Origin of the sequence: Pseudomonas sp. SK3(2021) (genome assembly GCF_016772375.1) — a bacterium.
GTDB classification, from domain to species: Bacteria; Pseudomonadota; Gammaproteobacteria; order Pseudomonadales; family Pseudomonadaceae; genus Aquipseudomonas; species Aquipseudomonas chlororaphis_I.
Genome location: NZ_CP061943.1, coordinates 6,248,174 through 6,263,133, shown reverse-complemented (window position 1 = coordinate 6,263,133; position 14,960 = coordinate 6,248,174). Strand labels below are relative to the sequence as shown.

15 protein-coding genes are annotated in these 14,960 nt (G+C 64.1%); 8 read left to right on the top strand and 7 right to left on the bottom strand.

The genetic code is table 11. From position 1 onward, the window contains the following. Positions 1 to 47: 47 nt before the first annotated feature. Positions 48 to 464, top strand: a complete 417-nt coding sequence (gene madL / locus IF690_RS27880) for a malonate transporter subunit MadL (protein WP_202698230.1) — start codon at positions 48 to 50, stop codon at positions 462 to 464. 1 nt (position 465) lies between these two features. Then, positions 466 to 1,230 (top strand): malonate transporter subunit MadM, encoded by a 765-nt coding sequence (madM, locus tag IF690_RS27875; protein WP_202698229.1) that lies wholly within the window; start codon positions 466 to 468, stop codon positions 1,228 to 1,230. 103 nt (positions 1,231 to 1,333) lie between these two features. Here madM and IF690_RS27870 read toward each other — a convergent pair whose 3' ends face one another. Continuing rightward, positions 1,334 to 2,248, bottom strand: coding sequence for a LysR family transcriptional regulator (locus IF690_RS27870; protein WP_202698228.1), 915 nt, complete (start codon positions 2,246 to 2,248; stop codon positions 1,334 to 1,336). A gap of 154 nt (positions 2,249 to 2,402) precedes the next feature. On the opposite strand from IF690_RS27870, the gene trhA reads away from it, so the two are divergent. Next, on the top strand, positions 2,403 to 3,020 hold the full coding sequence (trhA, locus tag IF690_RS27865; protein WP_202698227.1) for a PAQR family membrane homeostasis protein TrhA: 618 nt from the start codon (positions 2,403 to 2,405) through the stop codon (positions 3,018 to 3,020). Between the two features lie 88 nt (positions 3,021 to 3,108). Here trhA and IF690_RS27860 read toward each other — a convergent pair whose 3' ends face one another. Beyond that, positions 3,109 to 4,023: a LysR family transcriptional regulator gene (locus IF690_RS27860; RefSeq protein ID WP_202698226.1), complete on the bottom strand. Its 915-nt coding sequence runs from the start codon at positions 4,021 to 4,023 to the stop codon at positions 3,109 to 3,111. 106 nt (positions 4,024 to 4,129) lie between these two features. On the opposite strand from IF690_RS27860, the gene IF690_RS27855 reads away from it, so the two are divergent. From IF690_RS27855 to IF690_RS27845, 3 genes are read left to right on the top strand one after another with little or no spacing between them, the layout of a single operon-like run. Further along, positions 4,130 to 5,371, top strand: a complete 1,242-nt coding sequence (locus IF690_RS27855) for a D-amino acid dehydrogenase (RefSeq protein ID WP_202698225.1) — start codon at positions 4,130 to 4,132, stop codon at positions 5,369 to 5,371. A gap of 27 nt (positions 5,372 to 5,398) precedes the next feature. Then, the gene (locus tag IF690_RS27850; RefSeq protein ID WP_124322669.1) at positions 5,399 to 5,749 is read left to right on the top strand and encodes a RidA family protein; all 351 of its coding nucleotides are present in this window, start codon (positions 5,399 to 5,401) and stop codon (positions 5,747 to 5,749) included. A gap of 27 nt (positions 5,750 to 5,776) precedes the next feature. Continuing rightward, positions 5,777 to 6,679 (top strand): transporter substrate-binding domain-containing protein, encoded by a 903-nt coding sequence (locus tag IF690_RS27845; RefSeq protein ID WP_009051290.1) that lies wholly within the window; start codon positions 5,777 to 5,779, stop codon positions 6,677 to 6,679. Between the two features lie 114 nt (positions 6,680 to 6,793). Here IF690_RS27845 and IF690_RS27840 read toward each other — a convergent pair whose 3' ends face one another. Together IF690_RS27840 and IF690_RS27835 are read right to left on the bottom strand one after the other, a co-directional pair. Further along, the gene (locus tag IF690_RS27840; RefSeq protein ID WP_202698224.1) at positions 6,794 to 7,513 is read right to left on the bottom strand and encodes a 16S rRNA (uracil(1498)-N(3))-methyltransferase; all 720 of its coding nucleotides are present in this window, start codon (positions 7,511 to 7,513) and stop codon (positions 6,794 to 6,796) included. A 98-nt stretch (positions 7,514 to 7,611) separates the two neighbouring features. Continuing rightward, a complete protein-coding gene (locus tag IF690_RS27835; RefSeq protein WP_202698223.1) occupies positions 7,612 to 9,018 on the bottom strand; it encodes an adenosylmethionine--8-amino-7-oxononanoate transaminase in 1,407 nt (468 codons plus the stop codon). Between the two features lie 281 nt (positions 9,019 to 9,299). On the opposite strand from IF690_RS27835, the gene IF690_RS27830 reads away from it, so the two are divergent. Both IF690_RS27830 and IF690_RS27825 read left to right on the top strand, forming a co-directional pair. Further along, complete coding sequence (locus IF690_RS27830) at positions 9,300 to 9,851, top strand: cytochrome b (RefSeq protein ID WP_202698222.1); 552 nt, start codon at positions 9,300 to 9,302, stop codon at positions 9,849 to 9,851. Between the two features lie 32 nt (positions 9,852 to 9,883). Beyond that, positions 9,884 to 10,480 (top strand): YceI family protein, encoded by a 597-nt coding sequence (locus IF690_RS27825; protein WP_009051286.1) that lies wholly within the window; start codon positions 9,884 to 9,886, stop codon positions 10,478 to 10,480. Between the two features lie 388 nt (positions 10,481 to 10,868). On the opposite strand, the gene IF690_RS27820 is transcribed toward IF690_RS27825, so the two are convergent. The 3 genes from IF690_RS27820 to IF690_RS27810 all read right to left on the bottom strand — a co-directional run bounded on the left by IF690_RS27820 (position 10,869) and on the right by IF690_RS27810 (position 14,912). Beyond that, a complete protein-coding gene (locus IF690_RS27820) occupies positions 10,869 to 11,894 on the bottom strand; it encodes an IS110 family RNA-guided transposase (protein ID WP_202696683.1) in 1,026 nt (341 codons plus the stop codon). Positions 11,895 to 12,016: 122 nt separating this feature from the next. Further along, complete coding sequence (rhlE2, locus tag IF690_RS27815) at positions 12,017 to 13,870, bottom strand: RNA helicase RhlE2 (protein ID WP_202698221.1); 1,854 nt, start codon at positions 13,868 to 13,870, stop codon at positions 12,017 to 12,019. A gap of 226 nt (positions 13,871 to 14,096) precedes the next feature. Beyond that, positions 14,097 to 14,912 carry a substrate-binding periplasmic protein gene (locus IF690_RS27810; RefSeq protein WP_202698220.1) on the bottom strand — a complete coding sequence of 272 codons (816 nt, stop codon included), beginning with the start codon at positions 14,910 to 14,912 and terminating at the stop codon, positions 14,097 to 14,099. Positions 14,913 to 14,960 lie beyond the last annotated feature (48 nt).

The following is a 14,960-nucleotide window of genomic DNA, read 5'->3' as shown; positions in this document are numbered from 1 at the left end:
AAGCACAAGAACAACAACTTCGACGATGCACTTTGAGGACTACAACAATGATTATTTACGGTGTGGCGCTGCTGGCGATCTGTACGCTGGCAGGGGTGATTATCGGTGACATGCTCGGCGTCCTGCTGGGAGTGAAATCCAACGTCGGCGGTGTGGGCATCGCCATGATCCTGCTGATCTGTGCACGGCTGTGGATGCACAGGCACGGCGGCATGACCAAGGATTGCGAGATGGGCGTCGGCTTCTGGGGCGCCATGTACATCCCGGTGGTGGTGGCCATGGCCGCGCAACAGAATGTGGTGACCGCCCTGCACGGCGGCCCGGTGGCGGTACTGGCGGCCATCGGTTCGGTGCTGCTCTGTGGTTGCACCATCGCCCTGATCAGCCGCACCCACAAAGGCGAACCGTTGCCGGACGAACCGGACAGTGTCGCCCCTGGCGCCGCTCCGGCAGGGGGGCGCTGATATGTGGGACCTGATCGAGAAAGGCCTGGAACACAACGGCCTGGTCACCGCCTTTGCCTTCGTCGGCGTGATCATGTGGGTCTCGGTGCTGCTGTCCAGGCGCCTGACGTTCGGCCGGGTACACGGCTCGGCCATCGCCATCGTCATCGGCCTGGTGCTGGCCTGGATCGGCGGCACCCTCACCGGTGGGCAAAAGGGCCTCGCGGACCTGGCGCTGTTTTCCGGCATCGGCCTGATGGGCGGCGCCATGCTGCGGGACTTTGCGATTGTCGCCACGGCCTTCGAAGTGCAGGCCACCGAGGCGCGCAAGGCCGGGATGATCGGCGCCATCGCGCTGTTTCTCGGCACGGTGCTGCCGTTCATTGTCGGCGCGAGCATCGCCTGGGCCTTCGGCTATCGCGATGCGGTGAGCATGACCACCATCGGCGCCGGCGCGGTGACCTATATTGTCGGCCCGGTCACCGGGGCGGCGATCGGCGCCAGTTCCGATGTGGTGGCGCTGTCCATCGCCACGGGGCTGATCAAGGCGATCCTGGTGATGGTCGGCACGCCCATGGCGGCGCGCTGGATGGGCCTGGACAACCCGCGTTCGGCGATGGTCTTCGGCGGCCTGGCCGGCACCGTCAGCGGGGTGACCGCGGGCCTGGCGGCGACCGACCGGCGCCTGGTGCCTTACGGGGCGCTGACCGCGACCTTCCACACTGGGTTGGGTTGCCTGCTGGGGCCGTCGTTGCTGTTCTTCATCGTGCGCGGGTTGGTGGGGTAGAGCGGCTGGCTTCATCGCGAGCAAGCTCGCTCCTACAGGTACGGTGTTATCCCCTGTAGGAGCGAGCTTGCTCGCGATGGTGTCCTGGCAAACGCTACCCTCTCTAACCTTGCCGGTTGGCATACATCCGGCATTCCGCCAGCAACGCCAGCAGGTTCGGGTCGCGCTCCTTGGCCTTGAGGAACACCACGCCGATATGCTGTTGCAGCCGGTAGCGCGCCTGCAGCGGAATCAGTTTCACGCGGTTTTCGTACACCGCGGCAATCCTTCCCGGCAGCAGGGCATAACCCACCCCCGAGCTGACCATGCTCAGCAGGGTGAAGATGTCGTTGACCTGCATCGCCACCTTCGGCTCGAAACCCGCCTGCTTGAACACCCGCACGCCGTCCTGGTGGGTGGCGAAGCCCTGGGTCAGGGTGATGAAGGTCGCGTCGCGCACATCGTTGAGGTCGACTTCCGCTTGCTGGGCGAACGGTGAGTCGGCCGGCGTGGCGAGGAAGATGTCGTCGGAAAACAGCGGGATCTGCGCGCAGTCCGGGTCGCTGACGCTGTCGTCCAGGGACACCAGAATGGCGTCGACTTCCATGTTCTTCAGCTTGTACAGCAGGTCGATATTGGAACCGAGGATCAGGTCGATATTCAGCTCGCTGCGGCGCAGCTTCAGGCCCATGATCAGCTGCGGCACGGTCTTCACCGTCAATGAATACAGGGAACCGAGCTTGAAGCGTTCCGCCGAGAACCCGGCGGCTTCGCGGGTCAGGCGCACGCTTTCGACCACGTCCTGGATCAGCTTCTGTGCCCGTTCTTCGAGGACGAAGGCGCTTTCCAGCGGGGTCAGGTTGCGCCCTTCGTGCTTGAACAGCGGGCAGCGCAGGGCATTTTCCAGGGAGTGAATGGCCCGGTGCACGCTGACATTGCTGGTCTGCAACTCGGCGGCGGCCCGGGCCAGGTTGCCGGTGCGCATGAAGGCGAGAAACACCTCGAGCTTTTTCAGGGTCAACTCTTCATCGATCAGCATGATGGGCACTCTTATTCGAATGCTCCGATTGTGCCTGCCGGGTCATGACTTGGCTGGAGGTTTTTTCGTCCCCACCTTTATTCGGAAACAATGTGCTTGCAGGCTACAGGCCTGAGCCTTGCGCAGATTCTCCGCCATGGGAGGTGACTGACACATGTATCACGGGGAAAGACTCAACGCCTGGACGCATCTTGTCGGCGCGGTGGCGGCACTGGTCGGGGGGATCTGGCTGGTGGTGCTGGCCAGCTTCGACGGCAGCCCGTGGAAAATCGTCAGCGTCGCGGTCTACGGTTTCACCCTGCTGGTGTTGTACAGCGTCTCGACCCTGTACCACAGCATGCGTGGCCGCAAGAAAAGCATCATGCAGAAGCTCGACCACTTCTCCATCTACCTGCTGATCGCCGGCAGCTATACGCCGTTCTGCCTGGTGACCCTGCGCGGGCCCTGGGGCTGGACGCTGTTCGGCATCGTCTGGGGGTTGGCGCTGATCGGCATCCTCCAGGAGATCAAGCCGCGTTCCGAGGCGCGCATCCTGTCCATTGTGATCTACGCGGTGATGGGCTGGATCGTGCTGGTGGCGGTCAAGCCGCTGCTGGCGGCCCTGGGCCCCGCCGGCTTCGCCTGGCTGGCCTCGGGCGGGGTGCTCTACACCGTCGGCATCATCTTCTTCGCCCTCGACAGCCGTTTGCGCCATGCCCACGGGATCTGGCACCTGTTCGTGATCGCCGGCAGCCTGCTGCACTTCGTGGCGATCTTGTTCTACGTGCTGTGATCGGCGAGCGCGTTATCGTTCATCGCGAGCAAGCTCGCTCCTACAGATACCGTCTACCTTGCTCGCGATAAGGCCCGGCAGGGCCGCCTCAATCCCCGGTCATCAACCGATCCAACTGCTCCTGCGCCCGCCCACCAAAGATCTCCAGCAGGCTGCTCAAGGTATGGGGCAGCGCCTCCGCCGCGCGGGTCACGGCATACAGGGTGATGGGCAGCGCCGGCGTCAGCGGGCGGATCGCGGTACAGGCGGGGGAGGCGCCGAGGGCGGTGAAGGGGTCGATCACCGCCAGCCCGGCCCCGGACTCGACCATGGCCCGGGCCAGGGAGTAAGTCTGCACGGCGATGCTGACCCGGGGCGCCGGCTCCACGGCTTTCAGGTAACCGTCGAGTTTCGCCGCCAGCGGGTCGGCGCTGGACAGGCCGATCAAAGGCGCGCCCGCCAGTTCCATCAACGGCAGCGGCGTGCCCCTGGCCGCCTGGGGCCAGTACTCCAGCGGCGCGAGCGCCACCAGAACGCCGCTGGCCAGGGCCTGGGCGGTCAGCCCCGGATGATCCGGGCGTTGCAGGGTCAGGGCCACGTCGATTTCGCGCATCAGCAGGTTCTGCACCAGCTCCCGGCTGTGGGCGCTGGACAGCTCGCAGACGATGTCCGGGTAGCGCCGGGTCCACTGGTTGATGGCCGGCGGCAACAAGGACAGGGCCAACGCCGGCGTGGCGCCGATCCGCAGGCTGTGACCCGGCTCGCGGCGCAGGCTCTGGGCCAGGCGTCGCACCCCTTGCAGGCTTTCGCTGACCTTGTCGACTTCGCGCTCCAGTTCCAGGGCTTCCGGGGTGGCCTGCAACTTGCCCTTGACCCGCAGGAACAGCGGGAACCCCAGTTGCTGCTCGGCGTGCTGCAGGACCTTGGTCACCGCCGGCTGGGAGACGTGCAGCAGTTGCGCGGCGCCGCTGATCGAACCGGTCTGGCGGATGGCCTGGAAAATCTCGATATGACGCAGTCGCATGATGAGTCCATAACCTTTGTTTATGGGTGGTCCATCTTTATTCATTGTCCCGGGCCTGTCACCTGGTCCTAACCTGAAGCCCGCTCAACAAGGTTTAAGGACTGACATGGCACAGCGGGTTTGCATCATCGGCGGCGGGGTCATCGGCCTGGCCAGCGCCTACGCCCTGGTTCGCGAGGGGTTCGACGTCAGCCTGGTGGAGGCGCGCGAATCCTTCGCCAGCCAGACCAGCTTCGCCAACGGCGGCCAGCTGTCGTACCGCTACGTGGCGCCGCTGGCCGATGCCGGCGTGCCCTGGCAGGCCCTGGGCTGGATGCTGCGGGGCGATTCGCCGCTGAAGCTGCGCCCGCGCCTGGACCCGGCGCAGTGGCGCTGGATGGCCGGGTTCCTGGCGGCCTGCCGTGGCTCGGTCAACCGGCGCAACGGTGCCCACCTGCTGCGCCTGGCGCTGCTGAGCCAGGCCACCTTGCAGCGCTGGCGCGAGGAGGACCGGCTCGAGGGGTTTCACTGGCGGCGCAACGGCAAGCTGGTGACCTTTCGCGAAACCGCCAGTTTCGAGCATGCCCGCCATGGCCTGGCCGATCCGCGCCAGCAGCAGGTACTGTCCGCTGGCGAATGCGCGCAACTGGAGCCGACCCTCGGCGGCGCGCCCTTTGTCGGCGGCATCTTCACTCCGGACGAAGAGGTGGCCGACTGTCACGCCTTCTGCCAGCAACTGGTGGCGCGGCTGCAGGCTTCCGGCCGCTGCCAGCTGCTGACGGGGCGCCCGGTCACCGGTATTCGTCAGGCGGGCGGGCAGGTGCAGGCCATCGAGCTGGGTGACGAGGTGCTGGCGGTGGATCAACTGATACTCGCTGCCGGTCATCGCAGTGGCGAACTGGCGTTGCCCGGGCTGAAGCTGCCGCTGTATCCGCTCAAGGGCTACAGCCTCAGCGTACCGATCGGCGCGGGGCACCGTGCACCGGAGATCAGCATCACCGACTACAACCGCAAGATCGTCTACGCGCGGATCGGCCAGCAGCTGCGGGTAGCGGCCATGGTCGATATCGTCGGTTTCGACCCGTCTCCGGACCCCAAGCGCCTGGCCCTGATGCAGCGCCAGGCCCGGGAAACCTTCGCCAACGCCGGCGACTATGATGCCGCCATCGAGTGGGCCGGCATGCGCCCGGCGACCCCCAGCGGCGTACCGCTGATTGGCGCCACCGGCTACCGCAACCTGTGGCTCAACCTCGGCCACGGCGCCCTGGGGTTCACCCTGGCCTGTGGCAGCGGGCGCCTGCTGGCCGAGCTGATCGGCCAGCGCCGTCCTTCTATCGACATGCAGGGCCTCGCGCCCCATGCCGCCTGATTTCTTCCGCGTACCAGGAGCTGTCCCATGACCATCCAGCGTCTCCACAGCAATGACCGCCTCAGCGCTGTCGTGAGCTTCGCCGATCTGCTGTTCCTGTCCGGCCAAGTGCCGGGCCCGGCCACCGATGCCGCCGGCCAGACCCGCGAAGTGCTGGCGAAGATCGACGCCTTGCTGGCCGAGGCCGGCAGCGACAAGGATCATCTGCTCAGTGCGACCCTCTACCTGAAAGACATCCAGCAGGACTTTGCCGCGATGAACGAGGTCTGGTCGGCCTGGCTGTCCCCTGGCCAGGCGCCAAGCCGCACCACGGTGCAGGCCGCCCTGGCGCGTCCGGACATCCTGGTGGAAATCACCGTCATCGCGGTTCGCCGCTAACGCCTTCACCCACAACGGAGAATAACAATGCAAAAAATCACGTTGCTCGGCTGCACCCTGGGCCTGTTGCTCGGCTCCCCGCTGTACGCCAGCGAGGCGCCGTTGACCGGGACCCTGGGCAAGATCGCCAATGCCGGCAGTATTACCCTGGGTTATCGCGATGCGTCGGTGCCGTTTTCCTACGTGGGTGACAACAGCGGCAAACCCATGGGCTACTCGGTGGACCTGGCGAGCAAGGTCGTCGAGCGCATCCGCGACAAACTGGCATTGCCGCAACTGGCGGTGAAGTACAACCTGGTGACGTCGCAGACGCGCATCCCGCTGGTGCAGAACGGCACCGTGGACCTGGAATGCGGCTCCACCGGAGTGACCGCCGAACGGCAGAAGCAGGTGGCGTTTTCCTACGGCTTCATCTACGTCAAGGGCCAGTTGCTGACCGCCAGGGACAGCGGGATCAAGCGTTTCGCCGACCTGCGCGGCAAGAACGTGGTGACCACCGCCGGCACTACCAACGAGCGCTTCCTCAAGAGCTACAACGTCGAGCACAAGATCGACATGTTCGTGATCAGCGCCAAGGACCACGGCGAAGCCTTCCAGATGCTGCAATCGGGTCGCGCCGCGGCGTTCTACATGGACGACGCGCTGCTCTACGGCGAACGGGCCAAGGCCCGCGATCCGCACAACTGGGTGGTGGTCGGCGAGGAGCAGTCGCGGGAAATCTACAGCTGCATGGTGCGCAAGGACGATCCACAGTTCCTGGAATTGGTGAACAGCACCCTGGCGGACTTGTACCGCTCAGGGGAAATCAACGGGATCTACCAGCGCTGGTTCGAGCAGCCGATTCCGCCCAAGGGCCTGAACCTGGAATTCCCGATGACCAGCGAGCTGAAGGCGATCATCGCCAAGCCGGTGAGCGACCCGGTGGAGTGATCGGCCCCTTTGTAGGAGCGAGCTTGCTCGCGATCGGATCATCCGGACGTGGAAATTGCGTTGGCTGAGCCGGTTTTTCGCGAGCAAGCTCGCTCCTGCAGAGGCGGGAGCGGGTTAGAAGTCGCCCCACAGCTGCTGGGCTACCGCCAGCGCCACCACCGGCGCGGTTTCGGTGCGCAGCACCCGCGGGCCGAGGCGCGCCGGCAGGAAGCCCGCGTCCTGGGCCTGGTCCACTTCGGCATCGGACAAACCGCCTTCCGGGCCGATCAGGAATGCCAGGGTCGCCGGTTTGGCGTGGCTTATCAGCGGCTCGGCCACCGGATGCAGCACCAGCTTGAGGTCGGCCTGGGTCTGCTTGATCCAGTCGGCCAGCAGCACCGGCGGATGAATCACCGGCACCCGTGAGCGCCCGCATTGTTCGCAGGCGCTGACGGCCACCTGGCGCCAGTGGGTCAGGCGCTTGTCGGCGCGTTCGTCCTTGAGCCGCACTTCGCAGCGCTCGCTGAAGATCGGGGTGATTTCACTCACCCCCAGTTCGGTGGCTTTCTGAATCGCCCAGTCCATGCGCTCGCCCCGGGACAGGCCCTGGCCGAGGTGGATCTGCAGTGGCGACTCGACCTGCCCGGCGAAGCTTTCATCGAGCCGGACCACCACGCGTTTCTTGCCGACTTCCAGCAGCGTGCCGCGAAACTCGTTGCCCGAACCGTCGAACAGCTGCAGCGCGTCGCCCTCGGCCATGCGCAGTACGCGCCCGATGTAGTGGGCCTGGGCTTCCGGTAGCTCGTGCTCGCCGAGGCTCAGGGGGGCGTCGATAAAGAAGCGGGACAGTCTCATGGTGGTTCTCTGGGGAAAATTCTGGATCGGTGTCAGTCAGTCGGAGCTTTTCGCGAGCAAGCTCGCCCCTGCGGCGGGCGGGCTTGCTCGCGCGGTTATCAGCCCGGATCGCGGAAGCCTGGGTGGAAGTCCTTGGGCACCGCCACGCTGACCTTGTCGCTAGTGGCGATATCGATACCTTCGCTGGCCACCTCGGCGAGGAAGTCGATCTGCTCCGGGGTGATCACGTAGGGCGGCAGGAAATACACCACGCTGCCCAGCGGACGCAGCAGGGCGCCGCGCTCCAGGGCATGCTGGAAGACTTTCAGGCCACGGCGTTCCTGCCACGGGTAGGCGGTCTTGCTGGCCTTGTCCTGGACCATCTCGATAGCCAGCACCATGCCGGTCTGGCGAACTTCCGCAACGTGCGGGTGATCCGCCAGGTGCGCGGTCGAGCTGGCCATGCGCTGGGCCAGCGCCCGGTTGTTCTCGATGACGTTGTCCTGCTCGAAGATATCCAGGGTCGCCAGTGCCGCGGCACAGGCCAGCGGGTTGCCGGTGTAGCTGTGGGAGTGGAGGAAGGCGCGCAGGGTCGGGTAGTCGTCGTAGAAGGCGCTGTAGACTTCATCGGTGGTCAGGCACGCGGCCAGCGGCAGGTAGCCGCCGGTCAGGGCCTTGGACAGGCAGAGGAAGTCCGGGCGGATGCCGGCCTGTTCGCAGGCGAACATCGTGCCGGTACGGCCGAAGCCGACGGCGATCTCATCAAAGATCAGGTGCACGCCGTAGCGGTCGCAGGCCTCGCGCAGCAGCTTGAGGTACACCGGGTGGTACATGCGCATGCCGCCGGCGCCCTGGATCAGCGGCTCGACTATCACCGCGGCGAGGGTGGCGTGATGTTCCGCCAGGGTCTGCTCCATGGCCGCGAACATGTTGCGCGAGTGTTCTTCCCAGCTCATGCCTTCGGGGCGCAGGTAGCAGTCCGGGCTCGGCACCTTGATGGTGTCCAGCAGCAGGGCCTTGTAGGTCTCGGTGAACAGCGGCACATCGCCCACCGACATCGCGGCGATGGTTTCGCCGTGGTAGCTGTTGGTCAGGGTGACGAAGCGCTTCTTGTCCTTCTGGCCGCGGTTGAACCAGTAGTGGAAGCTCATCTTCATCGCCACTTCGATGCACGACGAGCCGTTGTCGGCATAGAAGCAGCGGGTCAGGCCCTCAGGGGTCATTTTCACCAGGCGCTCGGACAGCTCGATCACCGGCTGATGGCTGAAGCCGGCGAGAATCACGTGCTCCAGTTGATCGACCTGATCCTTGATGCGCTGGTTGATGCGCGGGTTGGCGTGGCCGAATACGTTGACCCACCAGGAGCTGACCGCATCGAGGTAGCGCTTGCCTTCGAAGTCCTCCAGCCACACGCCTTCGCCGCGCTTGATCGGGATCAGCGGCAGCTGCTCGTGGTCTTTCATCTGGGTGCAGGGATGCCATAACACCGCGAGATCGCGTTGCATCCACTGGTTGTTGAGGCCCATGTTCAGTCTCCTGGAGGCGGCTCTACAGTACGCGAGCAAACAATCGCGCAAGCCTATGCAATGCCAGGCCGCGTCACAACCCATTGCATGCCTGGAAGGGTGAATTGATCGCGGTTGCAGGACGCTCTGTCACGTTTTCCCCACATAGACCTTAATGCCTGGTTAATTTAGTGTTCGTAGGGTCAACATCGTATTTCTCGATATTTCAAAGCGAAAATTTCCGCTTTAATTCGATAGTTAAATCGATAGTCTTGGGCAGCAGTTCTTACAGGATTTAAGTGATGCAGCTACGTAACTCTTCTTCCCGCTACGGCTGGGTAAGCATTTTCCTGCACTGGAGTGTGGCGCTGGCAGTCTTTGGACTGTTCGCCCTGGGCCTGTGGATGGTCGGCCTGGATTACTACAGTGCCTGGCGCAAAGATGCGCCGGACCTGCACAAGAGCATTGGCTTGACGCTGTTCGCGGTCATGCTGCTGCGGCTGCTGTGGCGCTTTGTCAGCCCGCCGCCACCGGCACCGGCCAACCACGGTCGCCTGACGCGCCTGGGCGCCACCTTCGGCCATGCCTTCCTGTATCTCAGTCTGTTCGCTGTGATGATTGCCGGTTACCTGATTTCCACCGCAGACGGTGTCGGGATCCCGGTGTTTGGCCTGTTTGAAATTCCCGCCCTGGTTTCCGGACTGCCGGACCAGGCGGATGTGGCCGGCGAGGTGCACCTGTACCTGGCCTGGGCCCTGGTGATCTTTGCCGGAGTGCATGCTCTGGCTGCCCTGAAACACCACTTTATCGATCGTGACGCGACCCTGGCTCGAATGCTGGGGCGCAAAGCCTGATGTTCAACCTCGACTCAAAAGGAATAGAAAGCATGTTGAAAAAGACTCTCGCCGCTCTGGCAATCGGTTCTGCCCTGTTGTCTGCCGGTCAGGCGATGGCCGCTGATTACGTGATCGACAAGGAAGGCCAGCACGCCTTCGTCGACTTCAAGATCAGCCACCTGGGCTACAGCTTCATCACCGGTACCTTCAAGGACCTGGACGGCAAATTCAGCTTCGACGCGGCCAAGCCTGAAGACGCCAAGATCGAAGTCAATGTGCGCACCGCCAGCGTGTTCACCAACCACGCCGAGCGTGACAAGCACATCGCCAGCAAAGACTTCCTGGACGTGGGCAAGTTCGCTGACGCCAAGTTCGTTTCCACCAGCGTCAAGCCAACCGGCAAGAACGCCGATGGCAAGCAGACGGCCGACGTGACCGGCGACCTGACCCTGCACGGTGTGACCAAGCCGGTCGTGGTCAAGGCGACCTTCCTGGGTGAAGGCAAGGACCCATGGGGCGGCTACCGTGCCGGCTTCGAAGGTACCACCAGCATCAATCGCCAGGATTTCGGCAAGATGATGGACCTGGGCCCGGCCTCCAACAATGTCGACCTGTACATCACCTTCGAAGGTGTGAAAGCGAAGTAATGCTTCGTCTGTAGCCGCTGCCGAGCCTGCGAGGCTGCGACAAGGTCCGCAGGACCTTCAGGGCCCTTGGGGCCTGCGACCGGTTTCCGGTCGATCACAGCCTTCGACAGCGGTTACAGAGCCATAAAAAATCTATGGTCACCCCCGTTTTTGCAATACTGATCAATGGGTGAAGTGGTTGGCTTGCTTAAATCTATCCGGCGTCTGTTTGGGGGCATGCCCCGCGCCACGATGAGAGTCGCGCCTGACGATCCTGAAAAATGCCTCGGCTTCTGAAGCCGATTTTTGTGCCAGGTTCTTCGTCAGGCCGGTGGGCCGTTCACGTCATCCGTTGTTCAGCTATCGCAAAACCTGAAGGGTGCTTCGTGGTGCTGCAACAACCGCAGGGTCAGGCGCTCAGCGCGCCTGGCCCTGCTTCATACTGCGTATGGTGGGCCGCTAGCGCCCACGCGATCCGCGCCAGCTTGTTAGCCAAAGCACAGGCCACCACGTTCGAGTGGCGTCGCGTCAGCATTGAGCGTACCCAGTCGGCCAAACGGCCGCGCTGGTAGTCCAGCCTTTGCAGGTAGACCCGCGCACACTGCACCAGTAATTGCCGCAGGTGCTTGTCACCGCGCTTGCTGATGCCGAGCAAATTCGCCTTGCCACCGGTGCTGTACTGTCTGGGCACCAGACCCACAGATGCTGCGAAGTCGCGACTGCACTTGTACTGCTGGCCGTCGCCCATTTCCACCGCCAGCAGGCTGGCGGTGATCGGCCCGACACACGGCAGGCTCAGCAGGCGACTGCCCAGATCATCGGCGGCCAGCTGGCCTGCCAGCTCTTTATCCAGTTCCTTGACCTGCTCATCCAGGTAAGCGAAGTGATCGTGCAGGCGTTGCAACTGCCCGGTGAGCCGAACCGGCAACTCATGCTCGGCCAAGATACTCGCCAAACGTTTCATGATCGCCAGACCTTTGGGCAGGCTGATACCAAACTCCAGCAGGAAACCGTGCATCTGATTGGCGGCTTTGGTGCGGTCGTGCACCAGCGATTCGCGCAGGCGGTGCAGAACGGAAAGGGTCTGCTGCGCCTCGGTTTTAGGCGTAACAAAGCGCATCGATGGGCGCGAGGCCGCTTCGCAAATGGCCTCGGCGTCGACGAAGTCGTTTTTGTTGCCCTTGACGAAGGGCCGGACGAACTGCGGAGAAATCAGTTTGGCCTGATGCCCCATGGCGATCAGCTGACGAGCGACAAAATGCGCGCCGGCACATGCCTCCATCACCACGGTGCAAGCCGGCAGATTGCCGAAGAACTGCATCATCTGTGGACGCGAGAGCTTCTTGTGAAACACCTCTCGGCCCGCAGTGTCCTGGCCGTGCAGGTGGAAACTGTGCTTGCCGAGATCGATTCCGATCAGCGCTGACTCGCTCATGAGGATGGCCTCCGAAAACAAAACACCCTGCGAAAGCGTAGCCCTCGCAGGGTGTGGGGGTGACCATCTCATTAACGCCCCTGATCTTGCGATCAGGGGCGTTTTTTATTGCCGCGCAAACTTCAGCGGTTGCGGGTCAGCAAGGCTGGTTTCTCGCCGCGTGGACGGCTTGGCAGTTGATCGAGCTGCTCGGGTGTCGGGAAGCGGTCGGCTTTCGACTCCTTGTGCATGATCTTTGGCTGGTTGCCGCGCGGGTTCTGCACCGCCGGTTCCTGACGCGCCTGGTCGTCACGGGCCGGACGACGATTGCGCGACTCTTCGCGACGGGCCTGGCCGTCACGTGGCGCACCGCTGCGTGGGCCGTTGCGCTTGGCAGGCGGGGTGCCGGTGCTGGCGCCGCTGCTGTTGCGCGGACCGCCGGAGCGACCCTGGCCGCCGCCGCGTGGCGCATTGCTGTTGGCTGCGCCCTGGCCTGGCGCGCCTGGACGGCGGCCGCGGCCCGGTTGGTTGTTCTTGTTCTGGTACGGGCTGACGTAGTCGGCGCGGTTGCCGAAGTTGTCCACATCGTCGTCCAGGAATTCGTCCGGGGCACGGTCGGCACGTGGTGTCGGCTGGCGCTGTTCGCGGGCCGGGGTGCCTTCGCGAGGCTTCTGCTCACGGGCTGGACGGTCGCCGCGAGCGGCGGGTTTTTCCTTGCCCTTGTCCTTGCCTTTGTCTTTACGTCCGCCGCCACCGCCATTCGGGCCGTCGCCACGCGGGCCGCGGGAATTGCGCGGGTTACGCACGTCCGGACGCTCGCGCACTTCCGGTTTCTCGGCTTCCACGGCGCTGGCGTCGAAGCCCATCAGATCGCCGTCGGGGATCTTCTGCTTGGTCATGCGCTCGATGCTCTTGAGCAGCTTCTCTTCGTCCGGCGCGACCAGCGAGATCGCTTCGCCCGAGCGACCGGCACGGCCGGTACGGCCAATGCGGTGCACGTAGTCTTCGTCGACGTTCGGCAGCTCGAAGTTGACCACGTGCGGCAGCTGGTCGATGTCCAGGCCACGGGCGGCGATGTCGGTGGCGACCAGGATCCGCACTTCACCGGCCTTGAAGTCGGCCAGGGCCTTGGTGCGGGCGTTCTGGCTCTTGTTGCCGTGGATGGCGACGGCGGTCAGGCCGTGCTTGTCCAGGTACTCGGCCAGGCGGTTGGCGCCGTGCTTGGTACGGGTGAAGACCAGCACCTGTTCCCAGGCGCCGGCGGTGATCAGGTGGGCCAGCAAGGCACGCTTGTGGCTGGCGGCCAGGCGGAATACCCGTTGCTCGATACGCTCGACCGTGGTGTTCGGCGGCGTGACTTCGATGCGCTCGGGGTTGTGCAGCAGCTTGCCGGCCAGGTCCGTGATGTCCTTGGAGAAGGTCGCGGAGAACAGCAGGTTCTGGCGCTTGGCGGGCAGGCGCGCGAGGACTTTCTTCACGTCATGGACGAAGCCCATGTCGAGCATGCGGTCGGCTTCGTCGAGCACGAGGATTTCCACATGGGACAGGTCGACGCTGCCCTGGCCGGCCAGGTCGAGCAGGCGGCCGGGGCAGGCCACCAGCACATCGACGCCACGGGCCATGGCCTGAACCTGTGGGTTCATGCCGACGCCGCCAAAGATGCAGGCACTGACGAACTTCAGGTCGCGGGCATAGACCTTGAAGCTCTCGTGCACTTGCGCGGCCAGTTCGCGGGTCGGGGTCAGGACCAGTACGCGCGGTTGGCGCGGGCCGTGACGCTGGGATTTGTCCGGGTGACCGTTGGGAAACAACCGCTCCAGGATCGGAAGGGCGAAACCGCCGGTTTTACCAGTACCTGTCTGTGCCGCGACCATCAGGTCGCGACCTTGCAACACGGCGGGAATGGCCCGCTGTTGCACCGGAGTAGGCTGGGTGTAGCCGGCGGCTTCGATGGCGCCGACTAAAGCCTCGGAGAGACCGAGGGAAGCAAAGGACATGAGTAATCCTGTTTTAGTGAGGGCTTGGCCCAGAGGGATAGTCTTGCCTGGCGCGAATGGCGTTTAAGAGGACGCAATCCCGTCCGGTCCTGCTTGGCTCCTGAAGGCTCATCGGCGAGGGCTCGCGCGGGCCTTGCGGCGGCGCTGTAGCGGTATCGAGATGCCTTGAACAGGATCGAGCGTCCGGGCGTGAGCCTGGCGGGAAGGCCGGAGTATAACAGAGCAATCAGCGTGCGCTGCGTTCCTGCTGCTCAACGGTTTTCAGCGGTGTGCCGGGCGGCATTGCGTTTGAGTCGGCGACGGCCGGGGCCGCGCCGTAGCGGGCGCTCAGTTCGGCGTAGGCCGGCTCGCGCTTGAAACGCTTGAGTTCGGCACCGAAACGCTGCACCAGCAAGTCCATGCCGGCATTGCGCCGTACCGCCAGGAACTGGCTCTGGCGACTGATGACCACCGGGTTCTCGGTGATCTGCTGGCGAATATCCAGTTGGTCGAGCAGATGCTGGCCGACCCGCCGATCGGTGATCAGCAGATCGATGCGGCCGCGCAGCAGCTTGCCGAAGTTGGCTTCGTGGGTCGGCGCCGGTTCATGCTTGAACAGCGTGGATTCCCTGAAGTCCTGGCTGTACAGGTAGCCCGGGGAGGTGCCCACGGTCAGCCCGCGCAAGTCTTCCAGGGTGCGGAACGGAAAAGGCCGGGCGTTGGCATAGAACATCACGAACTCGACGTTCGACAGCGGCTCGCTGGGGTAGAGCAGGCTGCTTTCGCGTTCGGCGCTGTGAAAGATATCCAGGGCGCCGTCGGCCTGGCCCTGTTCGAGCATGGCCAGGCAACGTTTCCAGGGCAGGAACTGCCATTCGACTTCGATCCCCAGGCGCTGGAAGACAATGGCCGTGGTTTCGTAATCCAGCCCCTGGGCCTTGCCCTGTTCCTCATAGACATAAGGGGCCCAGGGTTCGGTGACAATGCGCAGCTTCTCGCCATGGGCGGTGAGGCTCAGGCAAGCGCAGATAAAGGCTGTCAGCAACTGGGCGATGACGGACATCGCTGGAGATTACGACGAGAGGTCGTCCAATACCAGAGGCTGTCTAGC

Bases quoted from the DNA above. Each gene is read 5' to 3' on its own strand.
- madM (WP_202698229.1), top strand. From the start codon at position 466: ATGTGGGACCTGATCGAGAAAGGCCTGGAACACAACGGCCTGGTCACC.
- IF690_RS27870 (WP_202698228.1), bottom strand. From the start codon at position 2,248: ATGCTGATCGATGAAGAGTTGACCCTGAAAAAGCTCGAGGTGTTTCTC.
- IF690_RS27845 (WP_009051290.1), top strand. From the start codon at position 5,777: ATGCAAAAAATCACGTTGCTCGGCTGCACCCTGGGCCTGTTGCTCGGC.
- IF690_RS27835 (WP_202698223.1), bottom strand. From the start codon at position 9,018: ATGGGCCTCAACAACCAGTGGATGCAACGCGATCTCGCGGTGTTATGG.
- trhA (WP_202698227.1), top strand. From the start codon at position 2,403: ATGTATCACGGGGAAAGACTCAACGCCTGGACGCATCTTGTCGGCGCG.
- IF690_RS27855 (WP_202698225.1), top strand. From the start codon at position 4,130: ATGGCACAGCGGGTTTGCATCATCGGCGGCGGGGTCATCGGCCTGGCC.
- IF690_RS27850 (WP_124322669.1), top strand. From the start codon at position 5,399: ATGACCATCCAGCGTCTCCACAGCAATGACCGCCTCAGCGCTGTCGTG.
- IF690_RS27820 (WP_202696683.1), bottom strand. From the start codon at position 11,894: ATGAGCGAGTCAGCGCTGATCGGAATCGATCTCGGCAAGCACAGTTTC.
- IF690_RS27810 (WP_202698220.1), bottom strand. From the start codon at position 14,912: ATGTCCGTCATCGCCCAGTTGCTGACAGCCTTTATCTGCGCTTGCCTG.
- IF690_RS27830 (WP_202698222.1), top strand. From the start codon at position 9,300: ATGCAGCTACGTAACTCTTCTTCCCGCTACGGCTGGGTAAGCATTTTC.
- rhlE2 (WP_202698221.1), bottom strand. From the start codon at position 13,870: ATGTCCTTTGCTTCCCTCGGTCTCTCCGAGGCTTTAGTCGGCGCCATC.
- madL (WP_202698230.1), top strand. From the start codon at position 48: ATGATTATTTACGGTGTGGCGCTGCTGGCGATCTGTACGCTGGCAGGG.
- IF690_RS27840 (WP_202698224.1), bottom strand. From the start codon at position 7,513: ATGAGACTGTCCCGCTTCTTTATCGACGCCCCCCTGAGCCTCGGCGAG.
- IF690_RS27825 (WP_009051286.1), top strand. From the start codon at position 9,884: ATGTTGAAAAAGACTCTCGCCGCTCTGGCAATCGGTTCTGCCCTGTTG.
- IF690_RS27860 (WP_202698226.1), bottom strand. From the start codon at position 4,023: ATGCGACTGCGTCATATCGAGATTTTCCAGGCCATCCGCCAGACCGGT.